The organism is Sphingobium sp. AP50, from assembly GCF_900109095.1.
In the GTDB taxonomy this organism is placed as follows: domain Bacteria; phylum Pseudomonadota; class Alphaproteobacteria; order Sphingomonadales; family Sphingomonadaceae; genus Sphingobium.
Window position 1 is genome coordinate 56,320 of sequence record NZ_FNYZ01000010.1, and the last position, 21,127, is coordinate 77,446.

General features: G+C 62.5%; 16 protein-coding genes, 1 tRNA gene and 1 pseudogene. 9 read left to right on the top strand and 9 right to left on the bottom strand.

The genetic code is table 11. The features are described from left to right. Window positions 1-28: 28 nt before the first annotated feature. Both BMY84_RS16475 and BMY84_RS16480 read left to right on the top strand, forming a co-directional pair. On the top strand, window positions 29-1,414 hold the full coding sequence (locus BMY84_RS16475) for a DEAD/DEAH box helicase (RefSeq protein ID WP_093085294.1): 1,386 nt from the start codon (window positions 29-31) through the stop codon (window positions 1,412-1,414). A 101-nt stretch (window positions 1,415-1,515) separates the two neighbouring features. Beyond that, window positions 1,516-4,404 (top strand): M16 family metallopeptidase, encoded by a 2,889-nt coding sequence (locus BMY84_RS16480; protein ID WP_093085295.1) that lies wholly within the window; start codon window positions 1,516-1,518, stop codon window positions 4,402-4,404. A 57-nt stretch (window positions 4,405-4,461) separates the two neighbouring features. Here BMY84_RS16480 and BMY84_RS29805 read toward each other — a convergent pair whose 3' ends face one another. Continuing rightward, a complete protein-coding gene (locus BMY84_RS29805; protein WP_177204052.1) occupies window positions 4,462-4,620 on the bottom strand; it encodes a hypothetical protein in 159 nt (52 codons plus the stop codon). Between the two features lie 245 nt (window positions 4,621-4,865). Between BMY84_RS29805 and BMY84_RS16485 the strand changes: the two genes are divergently transcribed. Beyond that, window positions 4,866-5,969, top strand: coding sequence for a glycosyltransferase family 4 protein (locus BMY84_RS16485; protein ID WP_218146975.1), 1,104 nt, complete (start codon window positions 4,866-4,868; stop codon window positions 5,967-5,969). Window positions 5,970-5,990: 21 nt separating this feature from the next. Then, window positions 5,991-7,109, top strand: a complete 1,119-nt coding sequence (locus BMY84_RS16490; protein ID WP_093085297.1) for a glycosyltransferase family 4 protein — start codon at window positions 5,991-5,993, stop codon at window positions 7,107-7,109. A gap of 7 nt (window positions 7,110-7,116) precedes the next feature. Here the strand turns inward: BMY84_RS16490 and BMY84_RS16495 are convergent, their stop codons facing one another. Continuing rightward, window positions 7,117-7,704 carry a TetR/AcrR family transcriptional regulator gene (locus BMY84_RS16495; protein ID WP_093020064.1) on the bottom strand — a complete coding sequence of 196 codons (588 nt, stop codon included), beginning with the start codon at window positions 7,702-7,704 and terminating at the stop codon, window positions 7,117-7,119. A gap of 119 nt (window positions 7,705-7,823) precedes the next feature. Here BMY84_RS16495 and BMY84_RS16500 point away from each other — a divergent pair, with 119 nt between their 5' ends. The 4 genes from BMY84_RS16500 (at window position 7,824) to BMY84_RS16515 (ending at window position 14,163) form a co-directional block, all read left to right on the top strand. Continuing rightward, the gene (locus tag BMY84_RS16500) at window positions 7,824-8,984 is read left to right on the top strand and encodes an efflux RND transporter periplasmic adaptor subunit (protein WP_093085298.1); all 1,161 of its coding nucleotides are present in this window, start codon (window positions 7,824-7,826) and stop codon (window positions 8,982-8,984) included. A gap of 3 nt (window positions 8,985-8,987) precedes the next feature. Further along, window positions 8,988-12,161, top strand: a complete 3,174-nt coding sequence (locus BMY84_RS16505) for an efflux RND transporter permease subunit (protein ID WP_093085300.1) — start codon at window positions 8,988-8,990, stop codon at window positions 12,159-12,161. A gap of 5 nt (window positions 12,162-12,166) precedes the next feature. Further along, window positions 12,167-13,579 (top strand): efflux transporter outer membrane subunit, encoded by a 1,413-nt coding sequence (locus BMY84_RS16510; RefSeq protein WP_093085447.1) that lies wholly within the window; start codon window positions 12,167-12,169, stop codon window positions 13,577-13,579. Between the two features lie 89 nt (window positions 13,580-13,668). Next, complete coding sequence (locus tag BMY84_RS16515; RefSeq protein WP_093085301.1) at window positions 13,669-14,163, top strand: methylated-DNA--[protein]-cysteine S-methyltransferase; 495 nt, start codon at window positions 13,669-13,671, stop codon at window positions 14,161-14,163. 57 nt (window positions 14,164-14,220) lie between these two features. On the opposite strand, the gene BMY84_RS16520 is transcribed toward BMY84_RS16515, so the two are convergent. The 5 genes from BMY84_RS16520 to BMY84_RS16540 all read right to left on the bottom strand — a co-directional run bounded on the left by BMY84_RS16520 (window position 14,221) and on the right by BMY84_RS16540 (window position 17,527). Further along, a tRNA-Arg gene (locus BMY84_RS16520) sits at window positions 14,221-14,297 on the bottom strand. A 74-nt stretch (window positions 14,298-14,371) separates the two neighbouring features. Continuing rightward, window positions 14,372-14,779 carry a hypothetical protein gene (locus tag BMY84_RS16525; protein ID WP_093085303.1) on the bottom strand — a complete coding sequence of 136 codons (408 nt, stop codon included), beginning with the start codon at window positions 14,777-14,779 and terminating at the stop codon, window positions 14,372-14,374. 101 nt (window positions 14,780-14,880) lie between these two features. Then, entirely contained in the window at window positions 14,881-15,537 is a 657-nt protein-coding gene (gene nth, locus BMY84_RS16530) for an endonuclease III (protein ID WP_093085304.1), read from the bottom strand. Between the two features lies 1 nt (window position 15,538). Beyond that, window positions 15,539-16,303 (bottom strand): 4-hydroxy-tetrahydrodipicolinate reductase, encoded by a 765-nt coding sequence (dapB, locus tag BMY84_RS16535; protein ID WP_093085306.1) that lies wholly within the window; start codon window positions 16,301-16,303, stop codon window positions 15,539-15,541. A gap of 93 nt (window positions 16,304-16,396) precedes the next feature. After that, window positions 16,397-17,527, bottom strand: coding sequence for a 2OG-Fe(II) oxygenase family protein (locus BMY84_RS16540; RefSeq protein WP_093085307.1), 1,131 nt, complete (start codon window positions 17,525-17,527; stop codon window positions 16,397-16,399). A 1,420-nt stretch (window positions 17,528-18,947) separates the two neighbouring features. Between BMY84_RS16540 and BMY84_RS30480 the strand changes: the two are divergent. Beyond that, a pseudogene (locus tag BMY84_RS30480) lies at window positions 18,948-19,344 on the top strand (IS481 family transposase); the annotation flags it as partial. A gap of 86 nt (window positions 19,345-19,430) precedes the next feature. Here BMY84_RS30480 and BMY84_RS16555 read toward each other — a convergent pair. Further along, window positions 19,431-20,489, bottom strand: a complete 1,059-nt coding sequence (locus tag BMY84_RS16555) for a TrmH family RNA methyltransferase (protein WP_093085312.1) — start codon at window positions 20,487-20,489, stop codon at window positions 19,431-19,433. A 116-nt stretch (window positions 20,490-20,605) separates the two neighbouring features. Then, entirely contained in the window at window positions 20,606-21,067 is a 462-nt protein-coding gene (nrdR, locus tag BMY84_RS16560; protein ID WP_093015249.1) for a transcriptional regulator NrdR, read from the bottom strand. Window positions 21,068-21,127: the final 60 nt, after the last annotated feature.

The following is a 21,127-nucleotide window of genomic DNA, read 5'->3' on the forward strand; positions in this document are numbered from 1 at the left end:
GCGCCCGGCCGACTTGTGAGCAATATCCATGGAATTTACCGACCTCGGCCTTTCTGAGCCGATTCTGAAGGCGCTCGCCGCCAAGAAATATGCCAATCCCACCCCGATCCAGCAAAAGGCGATCCCCGTCCTGCTGGAAGGCAAGGATCTGTGCGGCATCGCCCAGACCGGCACGGGCAAGACCGCAGCCTTTGCGCTGCCCAGCCTCGACTATTTCGCCCGCAATCCCAAGCCGACCCCGATCAAGGGCTGCCGGATGCTGGTGCTGTCGCCCACCCGCGAACTCGCCGCGCAGATCGCGCAGAGCTTCCGCGATTATGGCCGCTTCATGCGCCTCTCGGTGGAAACCGTCTTCGGTGGCGTGCCGATCGGCAAGCAGATCCGCGCCTTGTCCGCTGGTGTCGACATCGTCGTCGCCACGCCCGGTCGCCTGCTCGACCTGATCGACCAGCGCGCCTTCACCATCAAGGACACGGAAATCTTCGTCCTCGACGAGGCGGACCAGATGATGGACATGGGTTTCATCCACCCGCTGCGCCGCGTCGCCAAGATGCTGCCCACCGGCCGTCAGAACCTGTTCTTCTCGGCTACCATGCCCAAGGAGATCGAGGCGCTCGCCGCCCAGTTCCTGAACAACCCGGTCAAGGTCAGCGTCGCCCCGCAGTCCACCACGGCAGAGCGCGTGCGCCAGCGGATGACCTTCGTCAATCAGGCGGAAAAGCAGGCGCTGCTGCACATCGTCCTCAAGAATGAGGATATCGACCGCGCGCTCATCTTCACCCGCACCAAGCATGGCGCGGATCGCGTCGTGCGCTTTCTGGAGGGTGCGGGCATCGACGCCTTCGCCATCCACGGCAACAAGAGCCAGGGCCAGCGCACGACCGCGCTCCAGGCCTTCCGTCAGGGCAAGGTGAAGTTGCTGGTAGCGACCGACATCGCCGCACGCGGCATCGACGTGTCGGGCGTCAGCCATGTCATCAACTTCGAAATCCCCAATGTGGCCGAACAATATGTTCACCGCATCGGCCGCACCGCGCGCGCTGGTGCTGATGGCATCGCGATCAGCTTCGTGGCGGATGACGAGCGGCCCTATCTGAAGGCCATCGAGAAGGCGACGCGCGTCAAGCTGGAGATCGAGCCGCTGCCGGAGAATTTCCTGGAAGCGGTGCGCAACCTGCCCAAGCCTGCCGCGCCCAAGAAGGGGCCGAGCCAGAGCCCGCAGCAGCAGGCTAAGCGCGCCGAAGGGCAGCGCCGCTATCAGGATGGCCAGAAGCAGCAGCGCGGCGCACCCGACCGGGCGCATCGTGCGGATTCGGAAGGCGGCGAGAAGCGGCCCTTCAACCGTCGCCGCAAGAGCGGCGGCGTGGGCGCGCACAAGGGCGCGGTCCAGCGCACCGGCGCACCGCGCTCATAATGATAAAAAGGCCGCTGCAGGATATGCGGCGGCCTTTTGAATTTATGGCTGCCCTCTTTGTCAGTGGCCATTCAGAAAAATGCCGTTAGGTTCTCCTGCCTATGCATTTTTCCCTCCGCCGTCCGGCTGCTTCGCTCTCCATCATCGCCCTGATCCTGTCGGGATCGCCGCTCGCGGCGCGAACCGATCCTGCCGCCGCACCTGCTGCGACGCAGGGCGCGACGCAAGCGCAGATCCGACCCTGGCTCTACGAAAATAGCGACGTGCCGATCGACGCTGCATGGCGCTTCGGCACGCTCTCCAACGGACTGCGCTATGCGGTCCGGCGCAATGGCGTGCCGCCGGGGCAGGTGTCGGTGCGGTTGCGGATCGACGCCGGTTCGCTGATGGAGCAGCCAGACGAACTGGGTTACGCCCATTATATCGAACATCTTTCGATGCGCGGATCGCGCCATGTGCCCGATGGCGAATCCAAGCGTATCTGGCAGCGGCTGGGCGTGACTTTCGGCAGCGATAGCAATGCGCAGACCACACCGACCGGCACCACCTATGCGCTCGATCTGCCGCAGGCGACACCGGCGAGCCTGGGCGAGAGTATGAAGATATTGTCCGGCATGATGACCGATCCCAATATCGTAGACAGCGCCGTGGCGGCGGAACGGGCGGTCGTGCTGGCCGAACGGCGCGAAAGCGACGGCCCGCAGATGCGCTTATCCGACGCCAGCCGACTGCATTTCTTCGCGGGTCAACCGCTGGCCGATCATGCGCCGATCGGCACGGTGGCCACGCTCAACGCCGCGACGGCCGCGAAGATCGAAGCCTTCCATCAGCGCTGGTATCGCCCGGAAAATGCCGTGATCGCCATCGCCGGCGATATCGATCCTGCGCAGGCGGAGCAGCTTATCAAGGATAATTTCGGGAGCTGGACCGTGCCGGGCAAGGGGGCGCCGCTCCCTGATTTTGGCGCGCCCGATCCGAAACAGCCTGCGACCCGCGTGGTGGTGGAGCCCGGCGTGCCGCTGGGGCTGACCATGGCATGGCTGCGCCCCTGGACGCCGCATGCCGACACCATCGTCTATAATCAGGACAAGCTGACCGACATGCTGGCGTTGCAGATCGTCAGCCGGCGGCTGGAGCAGGCGGCGCGCGCGGGCGGCAGCTTCCTTCAGGCCGGTGTCGATCAGGAAGATGTCAGCCGGTCCGTCGACGGCACCTTCCTGACCATTGTGCCGACTGGCGAGAATTGGGAAAAGGCGCTTGCCGATGTGCGCGCCATCATCGAGGACGCAAAGGCGACGCCGCCCAGCCAGGCCGAAATCGACCGCGAATATGCGCAGATGGATACCGCGCTTTCTATCGGCGTCGAAAATGCCGACACCGAAGCCGGATCGAAACAGGCGAGCGATCTGGTCAGCGCCGTCGACATTCGCGAAACCACCGTCAGTCCACAGGCGGCGGTCGATATCTTCCGCGCGGGCAAGCCGACGATGACGCCGGACAAAATCCTGGATTCCACCCGCCGGCTCTTTTCGGCCGGAGTGTTCCGCGCGCTGATGGTGACGGGCCAGGTGCAGCCGGGGCTGGACGCGAAGCTGGCGGCTGCCGTCGCCGCGCCGGTCAAGGCCGCCACCAACGCCCGACTGGCGGACAAGGCCGTGACCATGGACGACCTGCCGAAGTTCGGGACGCCCGGAACCGTCGTGTCGCGCAAGCCGATCGGCCTTCAGGGCATGGAGGAAATCACCTTCGCCAACGGGGTCAAGCTGACTCTGTTCGCCAATGATATCGAAACGGAAAAGGTGCGGATCAACGTCCGCTTCGGCCATGGGCAGCAGGCCTTTTCGCCGACGAAGCCTGTGCCGGGCTGGGCGGCCGACTATGCGCTGGTGGCCAGCGGCATCGGCAAGCTGGGCCAGCGGGAACTGGATGACCTGACCAATGGTCGTCGCATGGGCATGGGCTTCAACATCGACGATGATGCCTTCGAAATGCAGGTCGTCACGCGACCGGCCGACTATAAGGACCAGTTGCGTCTGTTCGCGGCCAAGCTGGCGCAGCCCGGCTGGGACCCGGCGCCGATCGCGCGGGTAAAGACCGGGGCAGGGGTGGCCTATGACGCTATGTCGCGATCGCCCGATGCTGTGCTGGGTCGCGATCTCAACTGGCTGTTGCATGACAAGGATGTGCGTTTCCGCACTCCATCGCGGGCAGAAATCGATGCGCTGACGCCACAGGCCTTCCGCGCCACATGGGAACCGATCCTGGCGTCCGGCCCGATCGAAATTCAGATTTTCGGGCAGGTGAAGGCGGAGGATGCCATCGCGACGGTGGCGTCCACCTTCGGCGCGCTGCCGCCGCGGCCCGATGTGCCGGTGCCGGCCGCCAATCGCGCCATGCGTTTCCCCGCCCATGTCGAAACGCCGGTCGTGCTGCGACACAAGGGGGAGAAGGAGCAGGCGGCGGCCGTCATGGCCTGGCCAACTTCGGGCGGCTTTGCGCTTCAGAAGGAAGGGCGTCAGCTTGAAATCCTGACCCAGATTTTCAACGATCGCCTGTTCGACAAGCTGCGTTCGACCGAAGGGGCTGCCTATTCGCCGAGCGTCCAGAATAACTGGCCCTTCTCCTATGACAGCGGCGGCTATATCCTCGTCACCAGCCAGGTGCGGCCCGACCGGATCAATTATTTCTACAGCGTGGTGAAGGATACGGCGGCCGATCTGGTGAAAACCCCGGTCAGCGCCGATGAATTGCAGCGTGCGGTGGCGCCCATGCAACAGCTTCTGATGCGGGCCAGTACCGGCAACGCTTTCTGGATGAACCAGATGGAAGGCGCGACCCACGACCCGCGCTATGTCGAAGCGATGAAATCCATGTCGCCGGATATGCTGTCGGTCACGCCAGAACAGCTTCAGGCGCTTGCCGCCAAATATCTGGTTCCGGCAAAAAGCTGGTCGGCCATAGTCCTGCCGGAAGGAGTCGCGGCCAAGTGACGCGACGGGCGGCAGCGTGCGGGCAGCCGTGATCGGCTGCCTCGCGCTGCACTGCAATCAGGCGGGTTGTTCTTCGCGGATCAATTGCTGGTAAAGTCGAACATATTCAAGATGAAGGTCGCGAATTACCGGATTTTGGCTCTGTTCCGCAAGTTCCCGGTTTCGTTCGAGTCGTTCGAAGAAGTAGCTCTGGTCGAAACGTCCGTCGGTTATCATGTCTTGCCTCCCGATCATCTGTTCTGATTAATGACAGAGGGCGTCATAAGTTGCGGCATTGCAACATGATCGGGCGGATGATGCGGCGGGTCGTGGGGGAGGTGCGATGGAAAGTAAATTTGCCTTTTTGTGTATTTCATTCTTCTATCCATGACTTCCCGAAGGGGCATGTTGCGTATTTTGCGAAGAGAGATTGCCCCGTTGAAGACTGACATGCCTTCCGCGTCCGTAAGGGAAATTGCGCGATGAGCCTGCGGATCATCCTGTCCGTGGAAGCGCTGGAACCGCATCTGTCCGGCATCGGCAGATATAATTGGGCGCTGGCGTCACGGATGGCGTCCCTGTCCGCGATCGAAGACCTGCGCTTCTGGCGCAGCGGGCACTGGATTGCCGATCCTGCCGCTTTGCTCAACCCGGATCGCATCCTGCCGCGTGACTGGCGCCCGCGCTGGTGGCGCGATCTGTCCCAGCAACGCTTCTGGCGCACGCATCTTTTTCACGGGCCCAATTATTTCCTGCCCGACTGGGCGGAAGGCGGCGTGGTCACGGTGCATGACCTGTCCGTCCTGCGCTACCCCGAAACCCATCCGGCCGATCGCATCGCCCATTTCGAGCGGCGCTTCAGCCAGTCGCTGGCGATAGCGGGCCATGTCATCACCGACAGCGATACTGTGCGCCGGGAAGTGATCGACGCTTTTTCGCTCGATGCCGGGCAGGTGACGGCGATCCCACTTGGAGTCGACGCTGCCTTCCATCCTCGCGATGCAGCAGAAGTCGTGCCCGTGCTGGCGGGTTATGGCCTGACGCCTAATGGCTATGCCCTGTGCGTGTCGACAGTCGAGCCGCGCAAGCGGATCGCGCAATTGTTGCAGGCCTGGTCGTTGCTGCCGCCCGCCTTGCGCCATCGCAGGCCGCTGATGGTGACGGGCGGGCGGGGCTGGCTGAGCGAGGATATTCGCGCACTGATGGAGCAGGGGCAGGCGCGGGGCTGGGTCCGCTATCTGGGTTTCGTGCCGGACGAAGACCTGCCGATCCTCTATGCTGGCGCTGGCCTGTTCCTTTATCCGTCCGTCTATGAAGGCTTCGGACTGCCGCCGGTGGAGGCGATGGCCAGCGGCGTGCCTGTGCTGGTCGCCAACGCCTCCTGCCTGCCCGAAGTCACCGGCGGGGCGGCGATGCTGGTCGAACCGGACGATGTCGACGGCTTCGCCCGCCGCATCGCGCAGGCGCTGGAGGATGATGCATGGCGCGCGCAGGCCCGCGCGGCCGGACTGGCGGTCGCGGCGAAATATGACTGGGACGCTTGCGTTCGGAATACGGTGGCGCTTTACGGGCGGCTCCATGGCTGAACAATATGGCAAGGGGCCGGCATGAAGAAGCGCGTCATCCTGTCGGTCGAGGCGCTCAGTCCACAACTGACTGGCGTTGGCCGCTATGTCTGGGAACTGGCGCAGCGCCTACCGGTGGAGCCGGGCATAAAGTCGGTCCGCTATGTCCGGAACGACCACTGGATTGCCGATCCGATGAAGCTGCTGATCGATGGCCCGCGCCGCAAGAAGTCGGCCTATGAACTCTGGATGCGCAAGGTCAGCAAGAAACCGCGTCGCCTGCGGGATCGCATTCATGCGCGTTTCTCCGTCTGCCACGGTCCCAATTTCTTCCTGCCCGAATTTGCCGAGCATGGGATTATCACCATCCATGACCTGTCCGTCTTCCGCTATCCCGAAACCCATCCGGCGGAGCGGCGCGCGCAGTTCGATCAGGAATTCGCCGCTACCCTTGGCCGTACCGCGCATATCATCACCGTGTCGGAAACGGTGCGGCAGGAAGTGATCGCCTTCACCGGCTTCGCGCCTGACAAGGTGACGGCCATTCATCAGGGGGTAGGGCCGACCTTTCATCCCCGTGCGCCAGAACAGCTTTCGCCCGTTCTGGCAGGGATGGGCCTGACACCGGGTGGTTATGCCTTGTGCGTGTCGACTATAGAGCCGCGCAAGCGGATTAGCGAACTGCTGAAGGCCTGGCGTCTGCTCCCGCTGGCCCTGCGAAACCGCTGTCCGATCGTGCTGGCGGGATCATCGGGCTGGCTGAGCGACGCGATATTGCGCGACATGGCCGATGCGGAGCGGGAAGGCTGGCTGCGCTATATCCGTTATGTCGAGGAAGCGGCGCTGCCCGCCCTTTATGCCGGGGCCAGGCTGTTCGTCTATCCGTCGGTCTATGAAGGCTTCGGCCTGCCGCCGATCGAGGCGATGGCCAGTGGCGTGCCGACCATCGTCGCCGATATTTCCTGCCTGCCCGAAGTCACCGCCGGTGCGGCCATGCTGACCGATCCGGACGATGTCGATCGCTTCGTCCGCGATCTGGAACGCGGCCTGCTGGATGATGGCTGGCGGCAATCGGCGGCAGAGGCCGGTCTTGCCGTAGCGGCTGGCTATAGCTGGGCGCGATGCGTGCAGGAAACGGCGCAACTCTACGGGCGGCTATAGGCCGCCTTCAGGTCACGCCGCGCAGGGCAGTAAGAATCATGTGCCCGGTGCGGCGCGCCGTGTCCGCTGGCGCCAGTTTCGGGCGGGAAATGCTGCGATGGCCCAGCCCGAACAGGCAGCCCAATATCATTTCCTCGGCAGCGTCCAGCGCATCGCCGGACAGTTGGTCGTTGGCAGCACAGGCGAAGTAACGGATGAAGGATCGGAACCGTTCGCACATGGCCGCGATCGTGTCGGCCACGGCGGGGTTTCGAAAGCTCTCGGCCAATATGTCGAACGCGAGCGCCTCGTCCTTTTCGTCGATCGTGTGCAGCAGCAATTGTTCGAATGTCTGCTCGATCGTCAGTTCGCCCATATCCAGCCGGACGCGGATATTCGCCATCTCGCTGCACCATTGGTCGGCATCGTCATGGACGAGCGCTTCGATGATATCTTCCTTGCCCTTGAACAGGCGATATATCTGTCCAACGGACACTTGAGCAGCTGTGGCAAGTTCTGCCATAGAGGTCTGGTGAAAACCATGGCTGTCGAAAAGCGTGCGTGCGGCCTCCAATATCCGCGTCTTTCCATTTTTTTCATGCTGCACCGCAACCATTTTATACCCTCTGGCGTTTTTTGCCTCTTGAATTCGCTCTGCCATGATCATACCTGCCCGGCAAGCGGAATGAACGTTCATTCCGAAATCATGATCCACTTCGAAACGGAATTCAGACGATGCAAAAGGGGACAATCATCGGGCTGCTGGCGTGCGCGTCGGCGCTGACGCTGAGCGCGTGCGGGGGCGGTCAGCCGCCCGCGCCCCAGCCGCCCGCCGTGGGTGTCGTGACGCTGAAGGTCGAATCGGCGCCGCTGCTCAACGAACTGCCGGGCCGCATCTCGGCCTTCGAAACGGCGGAAGTTCGCCCGCAGATCAGCGGCATCATCCGCCGCCGCCTGTTCCAGGAGGGCGGTTTCGTTCAGGCCGGGCAGATGCTCTACGAAATCGATGACGCGCCCTATCGCGCCGCGCTGGCGCAGGCCCAGGGTTCGTTGGCAAAGGCGAAGGCGGCCATCCGCTCCACCGGTTTGCAGGCGCAGCGCTACAAGGATCTGGCTGCGATCAATGCGGTCAGCAAGCAGGAATATGATGACGCAGATGCTGCCGCCCAGCAGGCGCGCGCCGATGTCGCCGCCAGTCAGGGATCGGTGCAGGCCGCGCAGGTGAACCAGAACTTCACCCGTATCCGCGCGCCGATTTCCGGTCGTATCAGCCGCTCGCTCTTCACGCCGGGTGCCCTGGTCCAGAGCGGCCAGACCGATCCGCTCACCACCATCCAGCGTACCGACACCGTCTATGTCGACGTGACTCAGTCGGCGGCCCAGATCATCGACCTCAAGCAGGCGATCAAGGCTGGCGGTGTCAGCGACGCGAACGGCGTGCGTATCCGCCTGATCCTGCCCAATGGCAGCGAATATCCGATCGAGGGCCGGTTGCAGTTCGCCGAAGTCACGGTCGACTCGACCTCCGGCGCCGTGACCCTGCGTGCGACCTTCCCCAATCCCGACGGATTGCTGCTTCCGGGCATGTATGTCCGTGCGAAGATGGTGGAAGGCCAGCGGAGCCAGGCGATCCTCGCTCCGCAGCAGGGCATTACGCGTGACGCGCGTGGTCGTGCCACGGCAATGGTGCTGGGCAAGGATAACAAGGCCGAAATGCGTCAGGTCGAGGTCGACCGCGCCGTCGGCGACAAGTGGATCGTGACCAAGGGGCTGAAGGCAGGCGACAAGCTGATCGTGGAAGGTCTGCTGAACCTACGCCCCGGCACCGTCGTTACGCCCGGCGCGCCGCAGCAGGTGACTGCAACCGCAGCTGCTGCTCAGGGCGGGGCGAACTAAGCCATGGCCCGCTATTTTATCGACAGGCCCATCTTCGCATGGGTCATCGCCATCGTCATCATGCTGGCGGGCCTGCTCGCGATCCGGTCGCTGCCGGTCGCGCAGTTCCCGGAAATCGCCCCGCCGGCGGTGACGATCCAGACCAGCTATCCGGGCGCCAACGCCCAGACGCTGGAAAGCACCACCACACAGATCATCGAGCAACAGCTCAAGGGCATCGATAATCTGCGCTATTTCTCGTCCACCAGCGACGGGTCGGGCAATCTCAACATCACCCTGACGTTCGAACAGGGGACGGACCCTGACATCGCGCAGGTGCAGGTGCAGAACAAGCTGTCGCAGGCGACCCCGCTGCTGCCGCAGGAAGTGCAGCAGCAGGGTTTGCGCGTCGGCAAGTCGACGTCCAGCTTCCTCCTCATCATGGCCGTCTATTCGGATGACGGCATTCATGATCAGGAAGATGCCAGCGATTTCATCGCGTCGAGCCTTCAGGACCCGCTGAGCCGCGTGACCGGCGTGGGCGATACCCAGTTGTTCGGTTCGCAATATGCGATGCGCATCTGGCTCGACCCTTATAAGATGGCCAATCTGGGCGTCACCACCGGCGATGTGAAGTCGGCCATCACAGCGCAAAATGCGCAGGTTTCCGCTGGCCAGATCGGTGGTTCGCCCTCGATCAAGGGGCAGGCGCTCAATGCGACCGTCACCGCCCAGTCGCGCCTGCGCACGCCGGAGGAATTCCGCAACATCCGCCTGCGTAGCAACAGCGACGGTTCGGTGGTGCTGATGTCCGACGTCGCCCGGGTCGAACTCGGCGCGGAAACCTATGGCTTTGGCGTGAAGTTCAACGGCCATCCGGCATCAGGCTTTGGCGTGAAGCTGGCACCGGGCGCCAATGCGCTCGACACGGTGGAGGCAGTGAAGAGCCGCGTCGACCAGTTGTCGAAGAATTTCCCTAGCTGGGTGAAATATGACTTCCCGGTCGATAACTCGACCTTCGTGAAGCTGTCGGTCGAACAGGTCATCCATACCCTGTTCGAAGCGGTGCTGTTGGTCTTCGTCGTCATGTTCCTGTTCCTTCAGAACTGGCGCGCGACGCTGATCCCGACCATCGCTGTTCCTGTGGTGTTGCTGGGGGCGCTCGCGATCCTGAGTGCCGCGGGCTTCACCATCAACACGCTCACTTTGTTCGGTATGGTGCTGGCCATCGGCCTGCTGGTCGACGACGCGATCGTCGTCGTGGAAAATGTCGAACGTCTGATCCAGGATGAAGGGCTCAGTCCTAAGGAAGCCGCGCGCAAGTCGATGGACGAAATCAGCGGGGCGCTGATCGGTATCGGCCTCGTCCTGTCGGCGGTGTTCCTGCCGATGGCCTTCTTCGGCGGGTCGACCGGCGTCATCTTCCGCCAGTTCTCGATCACGATCGTCTCCTCGATGATCCTGTCGGTGCTGGTTGCACTGGTGCTGACCCCGGCGCTTTGTGCCACGATCCTGAAGCCGGCATCGCATGGCCATAGCTGGAACGGACCGATCGGTTCGGTCTTCGGCCGCTTTTTCGACTGGTTCAACCGGACCTTCGACAAGGGCGTGGTGCGCTATGGCAAGGGCGTGGAGAAGGTCGAGCATCGCTGGGGCCGCACCATGCTGGTCTACGGCCTGATCGTGGTCGGCATGGCCTTCATCTTCCTGCGTTTGCCCAGCGGCTTCCTGCCGGATGAAGATCAGGGCATGATCATCAACCAGGTGTCTCTGCCGGCCGGAACAACGATGGAGGAAACCGAGCGCACGCTGGCCAAGATGCGCGATCATTATCTGGTCGATGAAAAGCAGAATGTCTCCGCCGTGTTCACGGTCGCGGGCTTCGGCTTCGTCGGACAGGGTCAGAATGTCGGTATCGTCTTCGTCCGCATGAAAGACTGGGAGCATCGCAAGGGTACGGATAATCGCGTCCCCGCGATCGCGCTGCGCGCCAATATGGCGTTCCAGAAGATCAAGGCGGGCATGGCCTTCGCCTTCGTGCCGCCAGCGGTGCAGGAACTGGGCAATGCGTCCGGCTTCGACTTCCAGTTGCTCGATCAGGCCAATCTGGGTCATGAAAAGCTGCTGGCGGCGCGCAACCAGCTGCTCGGCATGGCGATGGCAGACAAGCGTCTGGCGCAGGTCCGTCCCAACGGCCTTGAAGACACGCCGCAATTGAAGCTGAACGTCGATCAGTCGGCGGCCGGCGCATTGGGCATCGCTCAGTCGGACGTCAATGATACGATCAGCACCAATCTGGGTGGGTCTTACATCAACGACTTCATCGATCGTGATCGCGTGAAGCGAGTCTATGTACAGGCGGATGCTCCGTTCCGCATGTCGCCTGACGCGATCAACGCCTTCCATGTGCGTGGCAGCACCGGCACCATGGCGCCTCTGTCAGCCTTCTCCACGACCGAGTGGATACAGGGTCCGGCCCGTCTGGAGCGCTTCAACGGCGTCCCGTCGATGAATATTCAGGGTGCGCCTGCGCCGGGCGTGTCGAGCGGCACGGCGATGCAGGTGATGGAGGAGTTTGCCGCCAAGCTGCCGGCCGGGGTCGGCTATAGCTGGAACGGCATTTCCTATGAGGAAAAGACGTCCGGCGGACAGGCGCCCTATGTCTATGCTCTTTCGATGCTGATCGTCTTCCTCTGCCTTGCGGCTTTGTATGAAAGCTGGTCGGTCCCGATCGCGGTCATGCTGGTGGTGCCTCTGGGCGTATTGGGTGCGGTGATCGCTGCGCGGCTCGCGGGCCTCAGCAACGACATCTATCTTCAGGTCGGCCTGATCACCACGATCGGCGTGTCGGCGAAGAATGCGATCCTGATCGTCGAATTCGCCGAGGAAAAGATGCGCGAAGGCATGGCCCCGGCACAGGCGGCACTGGAAGCGGGCAAGCTGCGTCTGCGGCCGATCCTGATGACCAGCTTCGCCTTCATCTTCGGCGTGTTGCCGCTGGCCCTGTCGAAGGGCGCAGGGGCGGGCGGTCAGAATGCGATCGGCTGGGCGGTCGTGGGCGGCATGTTGTCGGCCACGGTGCTGGCGGTCTTCTTCGTCCCCGTCTTCTTCACCGTCGTAAAGCGGCTGTTCCGCGAACATAAGAACCATGAAGCGGCCAACGATACGGCAACGCCGCACGCGCCGCAGGAGGCTTGAAGACCATGCGCAACATGAAAGCGCTGGGCGCCATCACTCTCTCGCTGGCGCTGGCCGCCTGCGATATGGCGCCCAAATATGTGCGGCCGGACCTGCCGGTTCCGGCCGGCACGCCGCAGGGTGATGCTTATGCTGCCAATGACGGGGCAGGGGCGATCGTCCCTGCCGACACCGCCTGGCGCGATTTCTTCACCGACGCCCGTCTGGCGCGGGTGATCGAAACCGCGCTCGCCAATAATCGCGACCTGCGGATTGCGCTCGCCAATGTCGAACAGGCGCGGGCGCAATATAAGGTGCAGCGCGCTGACCTGCTGCCGACCGTGGCAGGCACCGGCACGGCGACCTATTCGGAACAGCCGCTCGTCCAGTTCGGCCAGAGCCAAAGGCTCAACACCGATGTCTATCAGGCACAGCTTGGCATTTCCTCGTGGGAAATCGACCTGTTCGGCCGGGTCCGCAACCTGACCAAGGCGGCGCAGGAGCAATATTTCGCCAGCGTCGAAACCCGCAACGCGGCGCAGACCGCGCTTATCGCCGAAACCGCCAATGCCTGGCTCACCATGGCAGCGGATCAGGAACGGCTCCGCATCGCGCGCGATCTGGAACAGGCTTTCGGCAAGACTCTGGAACTGAACAAGGCGCGCTTTGCCAAGGGTGTCGCTTCCGAACTGGAAGTGCGTCAGGCGCAGACCAGCTATGATGGCGCGCGTTCGGATATCGCGGCGGCCACGACGCTGGTTGCGCAGGATCAGAATGCGCTCAACCTGCTGGCCGGGACGACCGTCCCCGCCGCCGACCTGCCCAATGCGCTGGACCAGAAGGACGCAACGCTCGACAATCTACCGGCGAATATCTCGTCCGACATCTTGCTGCGTCGTCCGGACATCGCTTCGGCAGAGCATAATCTGCGTGGCGCCAATGCCAATATCGGTGCGGCGCGGGCGGCTTTCTTCCCGACCATTTCGCTGACGGCGGCGCTGGGAACGGTCAGCCTTGGCCTGTCCGGCCTGTTCAAATCGGGCAGCGACACATGGTCGGTGGCGCCCAGCGCGACCCTGCCCATTTTCGACTTCGGCCGGAACAAGGGCAATCTGCGCTATGCCAGGGCAACCTATGACGCGATGCTCGCTACCTATGAAAAGAGTGTGCAGACCGGTTTCCGCGAAGTCGCCGATGCGCTGGCCCGTCGCGGCACGATGACGCAGCAGCTTGAGGCGCAGACGTCGCAGCGGGATTCGGCGCAAGTCGCCTACACGCTGTCGGAAGCTCGCTTCCGCGCGGGTGTGGACAGCTTCCTGACGACGCTGGATTCGCAGCGGTCGCTCTATAGCGCCGAACAGAGCCTGGTCGCCACGCGCCTGACCCGCGCGACCAACATGGTCGAACTCTATCGGGCGATGGGTGGCGGCCTGAAATAGGGCGTCCACAGACTTTGAAAGCAAGCCGGGGGAAGCCTTGGCCGAAAATCTCCGCTATTCGCCAAAGGGTGAGTAGCGGAGATTTTTCCATGTCCCTCGTCGAAGTCCTTTTCCCGTCGCCCGTCGGCGCCCTGACGCTGGTTGCCAGTGAGAAGGGGCTGGTGGCGATATTGTGGGAAGAGGACGATCCCGCTCGCGTTCGCTTGAGTTCGCGTGAAGAACGCCCCGATCATCCGATGCTGGCGCAGACGGCGCAGCAACTGACCGCTTATTTTGCAGGCACGCTGCAAGATTTCACCGTTCCGCTCGATTTTCGCGGCACCGATTTTCAGCAAAAAGTCTGGGCGGCGCTTTGCACCATCCCCTTCGGCGAAACGCGCAGCTATGGCGATATTGCCCGCCTTATCGGACACCCCACCGCCAGCCGGGCCGTCGGCGCCGCCAATGGCCGCAACCCCATCTCGATCATCGCGCCCTGCCATCGCGTCGTCGGCACCAATGGCGCGCTCACCGGCTTCGCTGGCGGTGTGGAGGTGAAACGCTGGCTGCTCGATTTCGAACAAAGCCGTGGGCGGCTGCTATAGCAGCGCCATCCGGTGCGATTGTAAGGAAACGGGAATTGAACTTAAGTCATTGAAAAATGGTGCACCCAAGTGGATTCGAACCACTGGCCTTTGCCTTCGGAGGGCAACGCTCTATCCAGCTGAGCTATGGGTGCATGACGCTGGTCAGGAAGCGCGGTTAGCAAAGTCCTTTGCCCCGCGCCAGCGTCAAATTGGCTTGCGGCCAATCTTATTTGGCGGGTTTTTCCATCGGCTGGAATTTACCCAGTCCGCAGCTCGCGCCCGGTTGCAGTCCGGGGCCCGCGTTCCACAGCACGGTGATGATATCGACCGAGCAAAGCTGCGACAGGCTGGTGCGATAGGAAAAGCGCTTTTCGAAGCCCAGGCTGGGACAACTGTTGGGCAGGGTGTTGCGATACAGCTTCTTGCCGTTCATCACAAAATCGATCGTGCTGTCGTCGCGGACATTGGTCGATTGAATGGAGCGGATCTGGATGCAGTCCACCGGCTTGCCCACGGCGACATAGGGATCGGCAGGCTTGTCCTTGGCGATGGCGGGGAAGGCAAGGCAGGCCAGACCAAGGCCCAGCGCGAAACGGACGGCCAGCACAGAACGAATAGGACGGCGAACGATCATGTCTCTCTCCTCATATCGTACCGAATCGACGGCACGCATCGGGGGCTTCCGTCTTTTGATAGCTCTGATCAGCTTAACCGCACGAAAACGGATCTGCCCGTTCAGGCGGCTTTGGATGCCGAGGGGGCTGGTGTCTTCGGCTTGAACCGGCACAGGTCGGGCACGATGCAGCGCCAGCATTCGGGTTTGCGCGCCTTGCACACATAGCGGCCATGCAGGATCAGCCAGTGATGCGCGTCGCGGCGGAATGGGGCGGGGACGCGCTTCTCCAGCTTCTCCTCGACCGCCAGCACCGTCTTGCCCGGCGCCAGTCCGGTGCGGTTACCGACGCGGAAGATATGGGTGTCGACCGCGAATGTTTCCTGCCCGAAGGCAGTGTTGACCACGACATTGGCGGTCTTGCGCCCGACGCCGGGCAGGGTGGTCAGCGTGTCGCGATCCTGCGGCACTTCCCCGCCGAAGTCGCGGACCAGTATCTCGGAGAGGCCGATGACATTCTTCGCCTTGGTATTGAACAGCCCGATCGTCTTGATGTGCTGTTTCAGCCCTTCCTCGCCCAGATCGACCATCTGCTGCGGCGTCGTCACCTCACGGAACAGCGCGCGGGTCGCCTTGTTCACGCCGACGTCCGTCGCCTGCGCGGACAGCGTCACCGCGACCAGCAATTGGTAGGGATTGCCATATTCCAGTTCCGTCTCCGGCGCAGGATTGGCCTCCGCCAGCCGACTGAAAAAATCGAAGATCTGGGCCTTGTTCATTTTACAGGCCCAATACGCCCTTCATATCGTAACGCCCGGCCGGCTGCCCGGCCAGCCAGCGCGCACCCTTCACCGCGCCGCGCGCGAAGATGACGCGGTTCTCCGCGCGATGACCGATCTCGATCCGTTCGCCTTCCGCCGCGAAGATCACCTGATGATCCCCTGGAACCGACCCGCCACGCAGCGCGGCAAAGCCGATCGCGCCCTTCGCCCGTGCGCCGGTGATGCCGTCGCGCCCGCGCTCGCTATGCTCAGCCAGCGCGATCCCACGCCCGCGCGCAGCCGCTTCGCCCAGCAGCAGGGCGGTGCCCGATGGCGCATCCACCTTGTGCCGATGGTGCATCTCGACGATCTCAATGTCCCAATCGTCGCCCAGACCCGCTGCTGCCTTCTCCACCAGCGCCGCGAGCAGGTTGACGCCCAGCGAGGTATTGCCCGTCTGAAGCACCGGGATCACCCGCGCCGCCTCGTCGATCAGGGCATGATGCACCGCTTCCAGCCCGGTGGTGCCGATCAGGATCGGCTTGCGCGCCGCGATACAGGCATCCAGATGCGCCGAAAGGGCGCCGGGCACGGAAAAGTCGATCAGCACGTCGCTCGCTTCGGCCAAGGCCAGCGGATCGCTGCCGATCGCGATGCCGGGCGCGATTTCGCCGCCGCCATTATGATCGGAGCCACCCGCAATCGGCAGGCCCGCTTCGGCCGCCACCTGGGCGATCGCCCGTCCCATGCGGCCCGCCGCGCCGAAAATGCCGATGCTTGTCATGTCCGTCCCGTCATCCTGCTGTGATGACCGGCCGATGCCAGAGCGCACAGCCTTTGTCATCCCTTGGCGAAAGGGCGATCAGACCGGCTTCGACTATTCGTCCACCAGCGCGCCGATCGATTGCAGCACGCTGTCACGCAAGTTCGGGTCGCTCAGGTGCCGCGCATTATCCAGCCGCACCTTGGCCGCCGCCTCATCATAGAGGAAGGGCAGCACCGCGAACCGACGACCTTTCGTCACCGGCAGCGCTTCATGCAGCAGCGAACAGGAAAAGACGATCGCCCCGCCGGTCGTCGGTCGATAGGTGCGCGGACCAAATTCAGGGAAGCGCAGGTCGCCGCCCTCATAGTCCTCGGCATTCAGGCCTATAGAAACGGCAAAGCGGCGGTGCGCCGTGCCTAGCGTACTATTGTCGGTATGCGGCCGGAAATAGCCGCCCGTCCCGGCATCATAGCAACAGATGATATGCCGCTCTATCCGCGTGGCCGTGAACTGGAAGGCCCGCTGCACCTGCGGCACCAGTCTGCGGTGGATGCGGGCCTGCACCGCATCGCGCAACGCCCGGTCCTCAATCCCGCAATCGGTGCGCCTTTTATGGCGATGATCGACCTTCAGCACCGTGCCGCCGGTGACGGGATCGGTGTTCATATAGCCGCTTTCCTCCAGCCCCTGACTGTCGGCATAGGCCATCAGATCGCGGCACAGCGCCGGTTCGAAGATATGGGGCACCGCCAGCACCGGCGCCCAGCTATCCCTGTTGGCGCTCACGGGCGTCAGCTTTTCCATGGCCGCGAAAATTTGCGCATGATGGGTGGCCATGTCGGTGATGGGGATGGTCTGGATCACGCGCATGCCCGGATCGAGTATCCATGTCGTCAGGCTGATCGATGGCGATCCGTCCGCGCCTTTCCCGGCACATCCGAACAATTCGGCCATCTTCCGGTCCAGATCCAGAAAGATGCGCAGCCCCGGATAGCGCTCCTGAAACAGGGGCGATTGCTGATCGCGCGGATCGTTGGTGACGATGAAGGCGCAGGCAAATTCATCGTCGAACGGCCCGACAGCGTCATGTATCTGCCGAAAGAAGGATGCGGCGCCGGGCGCGGCCGAACTCGCCAGAAAGGTGACGGCGATATAGCGGCCCGCCGCGCTGCCAAAGGCATAGCGCGGGTTGGAAAGGCTGCGAACATGAAAGGCAGGAACGGGATCGCCGGGTGTCAGCATCGAGGATAAGCTCCGAAATGTGCGACCCATTTTCAAGCCATGCTATTGCACGTCATTCTTTCTTGGCTTGCATATCGCGTCAAGCATCGATCGCTCGACGCTCGTTACTTTATCTTTGCCCAGCATATGAGCCGCTGAACCGCCCCATGCTTGCCGCAGGCTCTAACTCCTAAGGTTGAAGGGACGACGCATCCAATGGCGACGATACGACGTTGCTGTTGCGCCGGATTGGAAGCGCCAATAGTGGCACCAGCCTCTCCTATCTGAGCTATGGCCTGTGGGAACGGGATATCGGCCAGGCAGGCAATAATGACCTCGAACGCTGGGCCATGTTCGTCTGTGGTTTACGCACGACAGCGAGCCAGTTGCCGGCCAGTGGAACAGCCCGCTACAGCGGCACGCTGGATGGATTGTGGACCGCAGCGAACAAGCTATCGTCTGTCGGGCACCAGCGCTCTCAAAGCCGATTTTGCCGACGACAGCGTAACTGGAACTCTGACTGCCACCGGCACGGACCGAGAAACCGGGGTGACGGTCGCCATGGATGCGCGTTCGGGCACGGCGAGCATAAGTCGCGCCGATGCAAGCTGTGCAGGCTCGCTGGTTGGAACGGGCGGCTTTTAGGGCGCGTTCAATGGCGGCTTCTTTGGCCCGGCAGCGACGGAAACCGGCGGTACCTTCTCCGTCAGTCGGGGGGGCGAGCAGGCAAGCGGCGTGTTTGTAGCGGGGCAGTAAGATTTTCGTTCGCGTCCCTTGCATTTTTGCGATTGTCGTATCAGGCTCGATGGCCCAGGCTGCTGAGCCTGAAGGCGTGTTGGCTGCACGACAGACTGGCTGGCAAGGCGTTCTCGCAATAGCCGAACAAATATCTGCGGCTGGCCTGCTCGCCGATCCCTGCGTCTCCTCGACAACATGGCGGAGCAGGATCGAGAACGCCTGGAAATAGCTTTTGCGTGTGCGGTTCTCCTCAACGACCTCGGGCAGGCCAGCAAGGCCGAGAAAATACGGCCAAGGCTGATCGAAGATCAGCCCAACATCACACGCATCAGGCTTGAACATGGTCGCGCCGTTGCAGCCATCAGACATTATGGTGCAGCCGGACGGGAGTTACGTCGTGCGCTGGCGACAATCCGCCCCCGGCAGTCGTAGCCAGAGTCGATACCGCCCTGCGCAGCATCAGGGCCAGTCGGCGGTATTTGAAAGCCTGAGTGCTGGCCTTGCCCCTGACACGAACATCAATCAGGCGACTGCCGCAGATCAGGTCGATATGTTCGGCCTGCCGTTCGAGATTGACCCTTCGGCCCGTCGACGATCAGGCGTCGGTATATTGATAAATGGCGAAGTCGGGCTTCGCGAGTCGCCTTCCAACACGGCGGCGCTGGTCGGTCGCATCAATGGATTTGCGCGGATCTACCTTCATCTGACGCGATCGTCGCTACATCGCTGTCTGCAGCGATGCGGGGGGAGTTGCCTGCGCAAAGCGGACCGGGAGAAGCCCAAGAAGTTCAAAGCCCGCGAGTTCGTTTTTTCCATATAGATATCGTCGAACTGCCTCCTGTAGGCGGCAAAGCTTTCCGCTATGTCGCCGTCGATCGGACTTCAAATCAGGCCTTCGCCCGCGTTATCGTACGGCTACCAAGATGGAGTTTGCCGATTTCCCCAAGTCGCCGATCCGCACCGCGCCGTACAAAATCCACGCCTTACTGACTGACGATGATGCGCAGTTCGCCCAGTTCGAGCGCGGCTCTGGCCTGATCTTCCCAGGCATCTTTGGTCGTGACACCCAGAAGAATGGTATAGAGTATCGGCTGACCAAGGCCCTCCTGAACTTGTCGAAGGACTGTACTTCTTGAAAAAAACAGGGCAGGGCTTCGACAGCCTCAAGGCGAACGGGCGGGGATGATTACCGTTCGCGTGGGCGGTTGAGGTGGGACAGCACGCCGCGTAGCGTGCGGACCTCCAGATGGTTCCAGCCCGGCTTGGTCAGCAGGTTGCGCAGCGTCAGCTTGGTGGCCGGCGCGCGATCAGGCGGGAAGAAATAGCCGACCTTCTCCAACAGCGTGTTGAGCTGATCGATCATCCCCTCCAGTTCCACCTGCGGGGCGGGTTCGCCAAGGTCAGTGACGGTCGGTTGGGCCAGATCGGCATTTTTCGACCATTCATAGGCGCACAGGATGACGGCCTGCGCCAGATTGAGCGATCCGAATTCCGGGTTGATGGGAACGGTCAGGATCTTGCGCGCGACTGCGACATCTTCGGTTTCCAGACCCGAGCGTTCCGGGCCGAAGACATAGGCGCTGCGGCCCTGTGCCGTGTGGATTTCGCGTGCGGCCTCTTCCGGCGTGACGACGGGCTTGGTCACGCCGCGTTTGCGGACGGTAGTGGCGTAGACATGAGCGCAGTCCGCAACCGCATCGGCCAGCGTTTCGAACACTTCCGCCTTGTCGAGGATGAAGTCCGCGCCGGCCGCTGCCGGGCCGGCATCCGGATTGGGCCAGCCATCGCGCGGCGTGACGAGCCGCATTTCGGTCAGCCCGAAATTCAGCATGGCCCGAGCGGCCTTCCCGATATTCTCGCCCAGTTGTGGGCGGACCAGAACGATGACGGGGGGGAGGGGATTATTGTCTTTCATTTCAACACCGTTCGTCCTGAGTAGGGGCTGAGCCTGTCGAAGCCCCGTATCGAAGGACTTGCGCGCCGCTTGCCTGATTGCGTCCCAATCGCCGGCGATCAACGCTTCCTTCTTTTTTCGTGACCAGCCTTTTATTTGCTGCTCGGCGGAAAGAGCCTCATCCCTTGATCCGAAATCCTGGCTCCACACCAGCGATACGGGCAAGCGGCTCTGTGTATATCCGGCGATTGCGCCGGACTGATGCTGTGCGATGCGCTGCTCCAGATTGTCGCTGTGGCCCACATAATAGCTGCCGTCAGCACATTGCAGCATATAGGCGTGGAACGTCATCGCAGGGTCCTTCGATACGCCATTTCGGCTTCGCTCAATGGCTACTCAGGACGAACGGCGGAAGGAAGAGGGCTTCGACTTCGCTCAGGCCGAACGGGGAAGAGCTATTTAGCCCATCACTCCCGCCCGACTTCCTTCACCGTTCCGGCAAATTCCTCGAAATCCTTGGCGTCGGTGAAGTCCTTATAGACGCTGGCGAAGCGGATATAGGCGACGCTGTCGAGGCGCTTGAGGCCCTGCATTACCATTTCGCCGATCGCGCGGGCGGGGACTTCGCCGTCGCCGCTGGTTTCGAGCTGGCGCTGGATGCCGGAGATCAGCTTTTCGATGCGGCTGGGATCGATCGGTCGCTTGCGGCAGGCGATGCCGATGGAGCGGGCCAGCTTGTCGCGCTCGAACGCTTCCTTGCGGCCTTCGCTCTTCACGACCCAGATGTCGCGGAGCTGGATGCGCTCGAAGGTGGTGAAGCGCGCGCCGCACGCTTCGCACTGGCGGCGACGGCGGATGGCATTGCCATCTTCCGTCGGCCGGCTGTCCTTCACCTGGCTGTCTTCATGGGAGCAGAAGGGGCAGCGCATGAACTCACAACTCCGTTCGTCCTGAGTAGCCATTGAGCTTGTCGAAATGGCGTATCGAAG

Bases quoted from the DNA above. Each gene is read 5' to 3' on its own strand.
- BMY84_RS16475 (WP_093085294.1), top strand. From the start codon at position 29: ATGGAATTTACCGACCTCGGCCTTTCTGAGCCGATTCTGAAGGCGCTC.
- BMY84_RS16480 (WP_093085295.1), top strand. From the start codon at position 1,516: ATGCATTTTTCCCTCCGCCGTCCGGCTGCTTCGCTCTCCATCATCGCC.
- BMY84_RS29805 (WP_177204052.1), bottom strand. From the start codon at position 4,620: ATGATAACCGACGGACGTTTCGACCAGAGCTACTTCTTCGAACGACTC.
- BMY84_RS16485 (WP_218146975.1), top strand. From the start codon at position 4,866: ATGAGCCTGCGGATCATCCTGTCCGTGGAAGCGCTGGAACCGCATCTG.
- BMY84_RS16490 (WP_093085297.1), top strand. From the start codon at position 5,991: ATGAAGAAGCGCGTCATCCTGTCGGTCGAGGCGCTCAGTCCACAACTG.
- BMY84_RS16495 (WP_093020064.1), bottom strand. From the start codon at position 7,704: ATGGTTGCGGTGCAGCATGAAAAAAATGGAAAGACGCGGATATTGGAG.
- BMY84_RS16500 (WP_093085298.1), top strand. From the start codon at position 7,824: ATGCAAAAGGGGACAATCATCGGGCTGCTGGCGTGCGCGTCGGCGCTG.
- BMY84_RS16505 (WP_093085300.1), top strand. From the start codon at position 8,988: ATGGCCCGCTATTTTATCGACAGGCCCATCTTCGCATGGGTCATCGCC.
- BMY84_RS16510 (WP_093085447.1), top strand. From the start codon at position 12,167: ATGCGCAACATGAAAGCGCTGGGCGCCATCACTCTCTCGCTGGCGCTG.
- BMY84_RS16515 (WP_093085301.1), top strand. From the start codon at position 13,669: ATGTCCCTCGTCGAAGTCCTTTTCCCGTCGCCCGTCGGCGCCCTGACG.
- BMY84_RS16525 (WP_093085303.1), bottom strand. From the start codon at position 14,779: ATGATCGTTCGCCGTCCTATTCGTTCTGTGCTGGCCGTCCGTTTCGCG.
- nth (WP_093085304.1), bottom strand. From the start codon at position 15,537: ATGAACAAGGCCCAGATCTTCGATTTTTTCAGTCGGCTGGCGGAGGCC.
- dapB (WP_093085306.1), bottom strand. From the start codon at position 16,303: ATGACAAGCATCGGCATTTTCGGCGCGGCGGGCCGCATGGGACGGGCG.
- BMY84_RS16540 (WP_093085307.1), bottom strand. From the start codon at position 17,527: ATGCTGACACCCGGCGATCCCGTTCCTGCCTTTCATGTTCGCAGCCTT.
- BMY84_RS16555 (WP_093085312.1), bottom strand. From the start codon at position 20,489: ATGACGTTCCACGCCTATATGCTGCAATGTGCTGACGGCAGCTATTAT.
- nrdR (WP_093015249.1), bottom strand. From the start codon at position 21,067: ATGCGCTGCCCCTTCTGCTCCCATGAAGACAGCCAGGTGAAGGACAGC.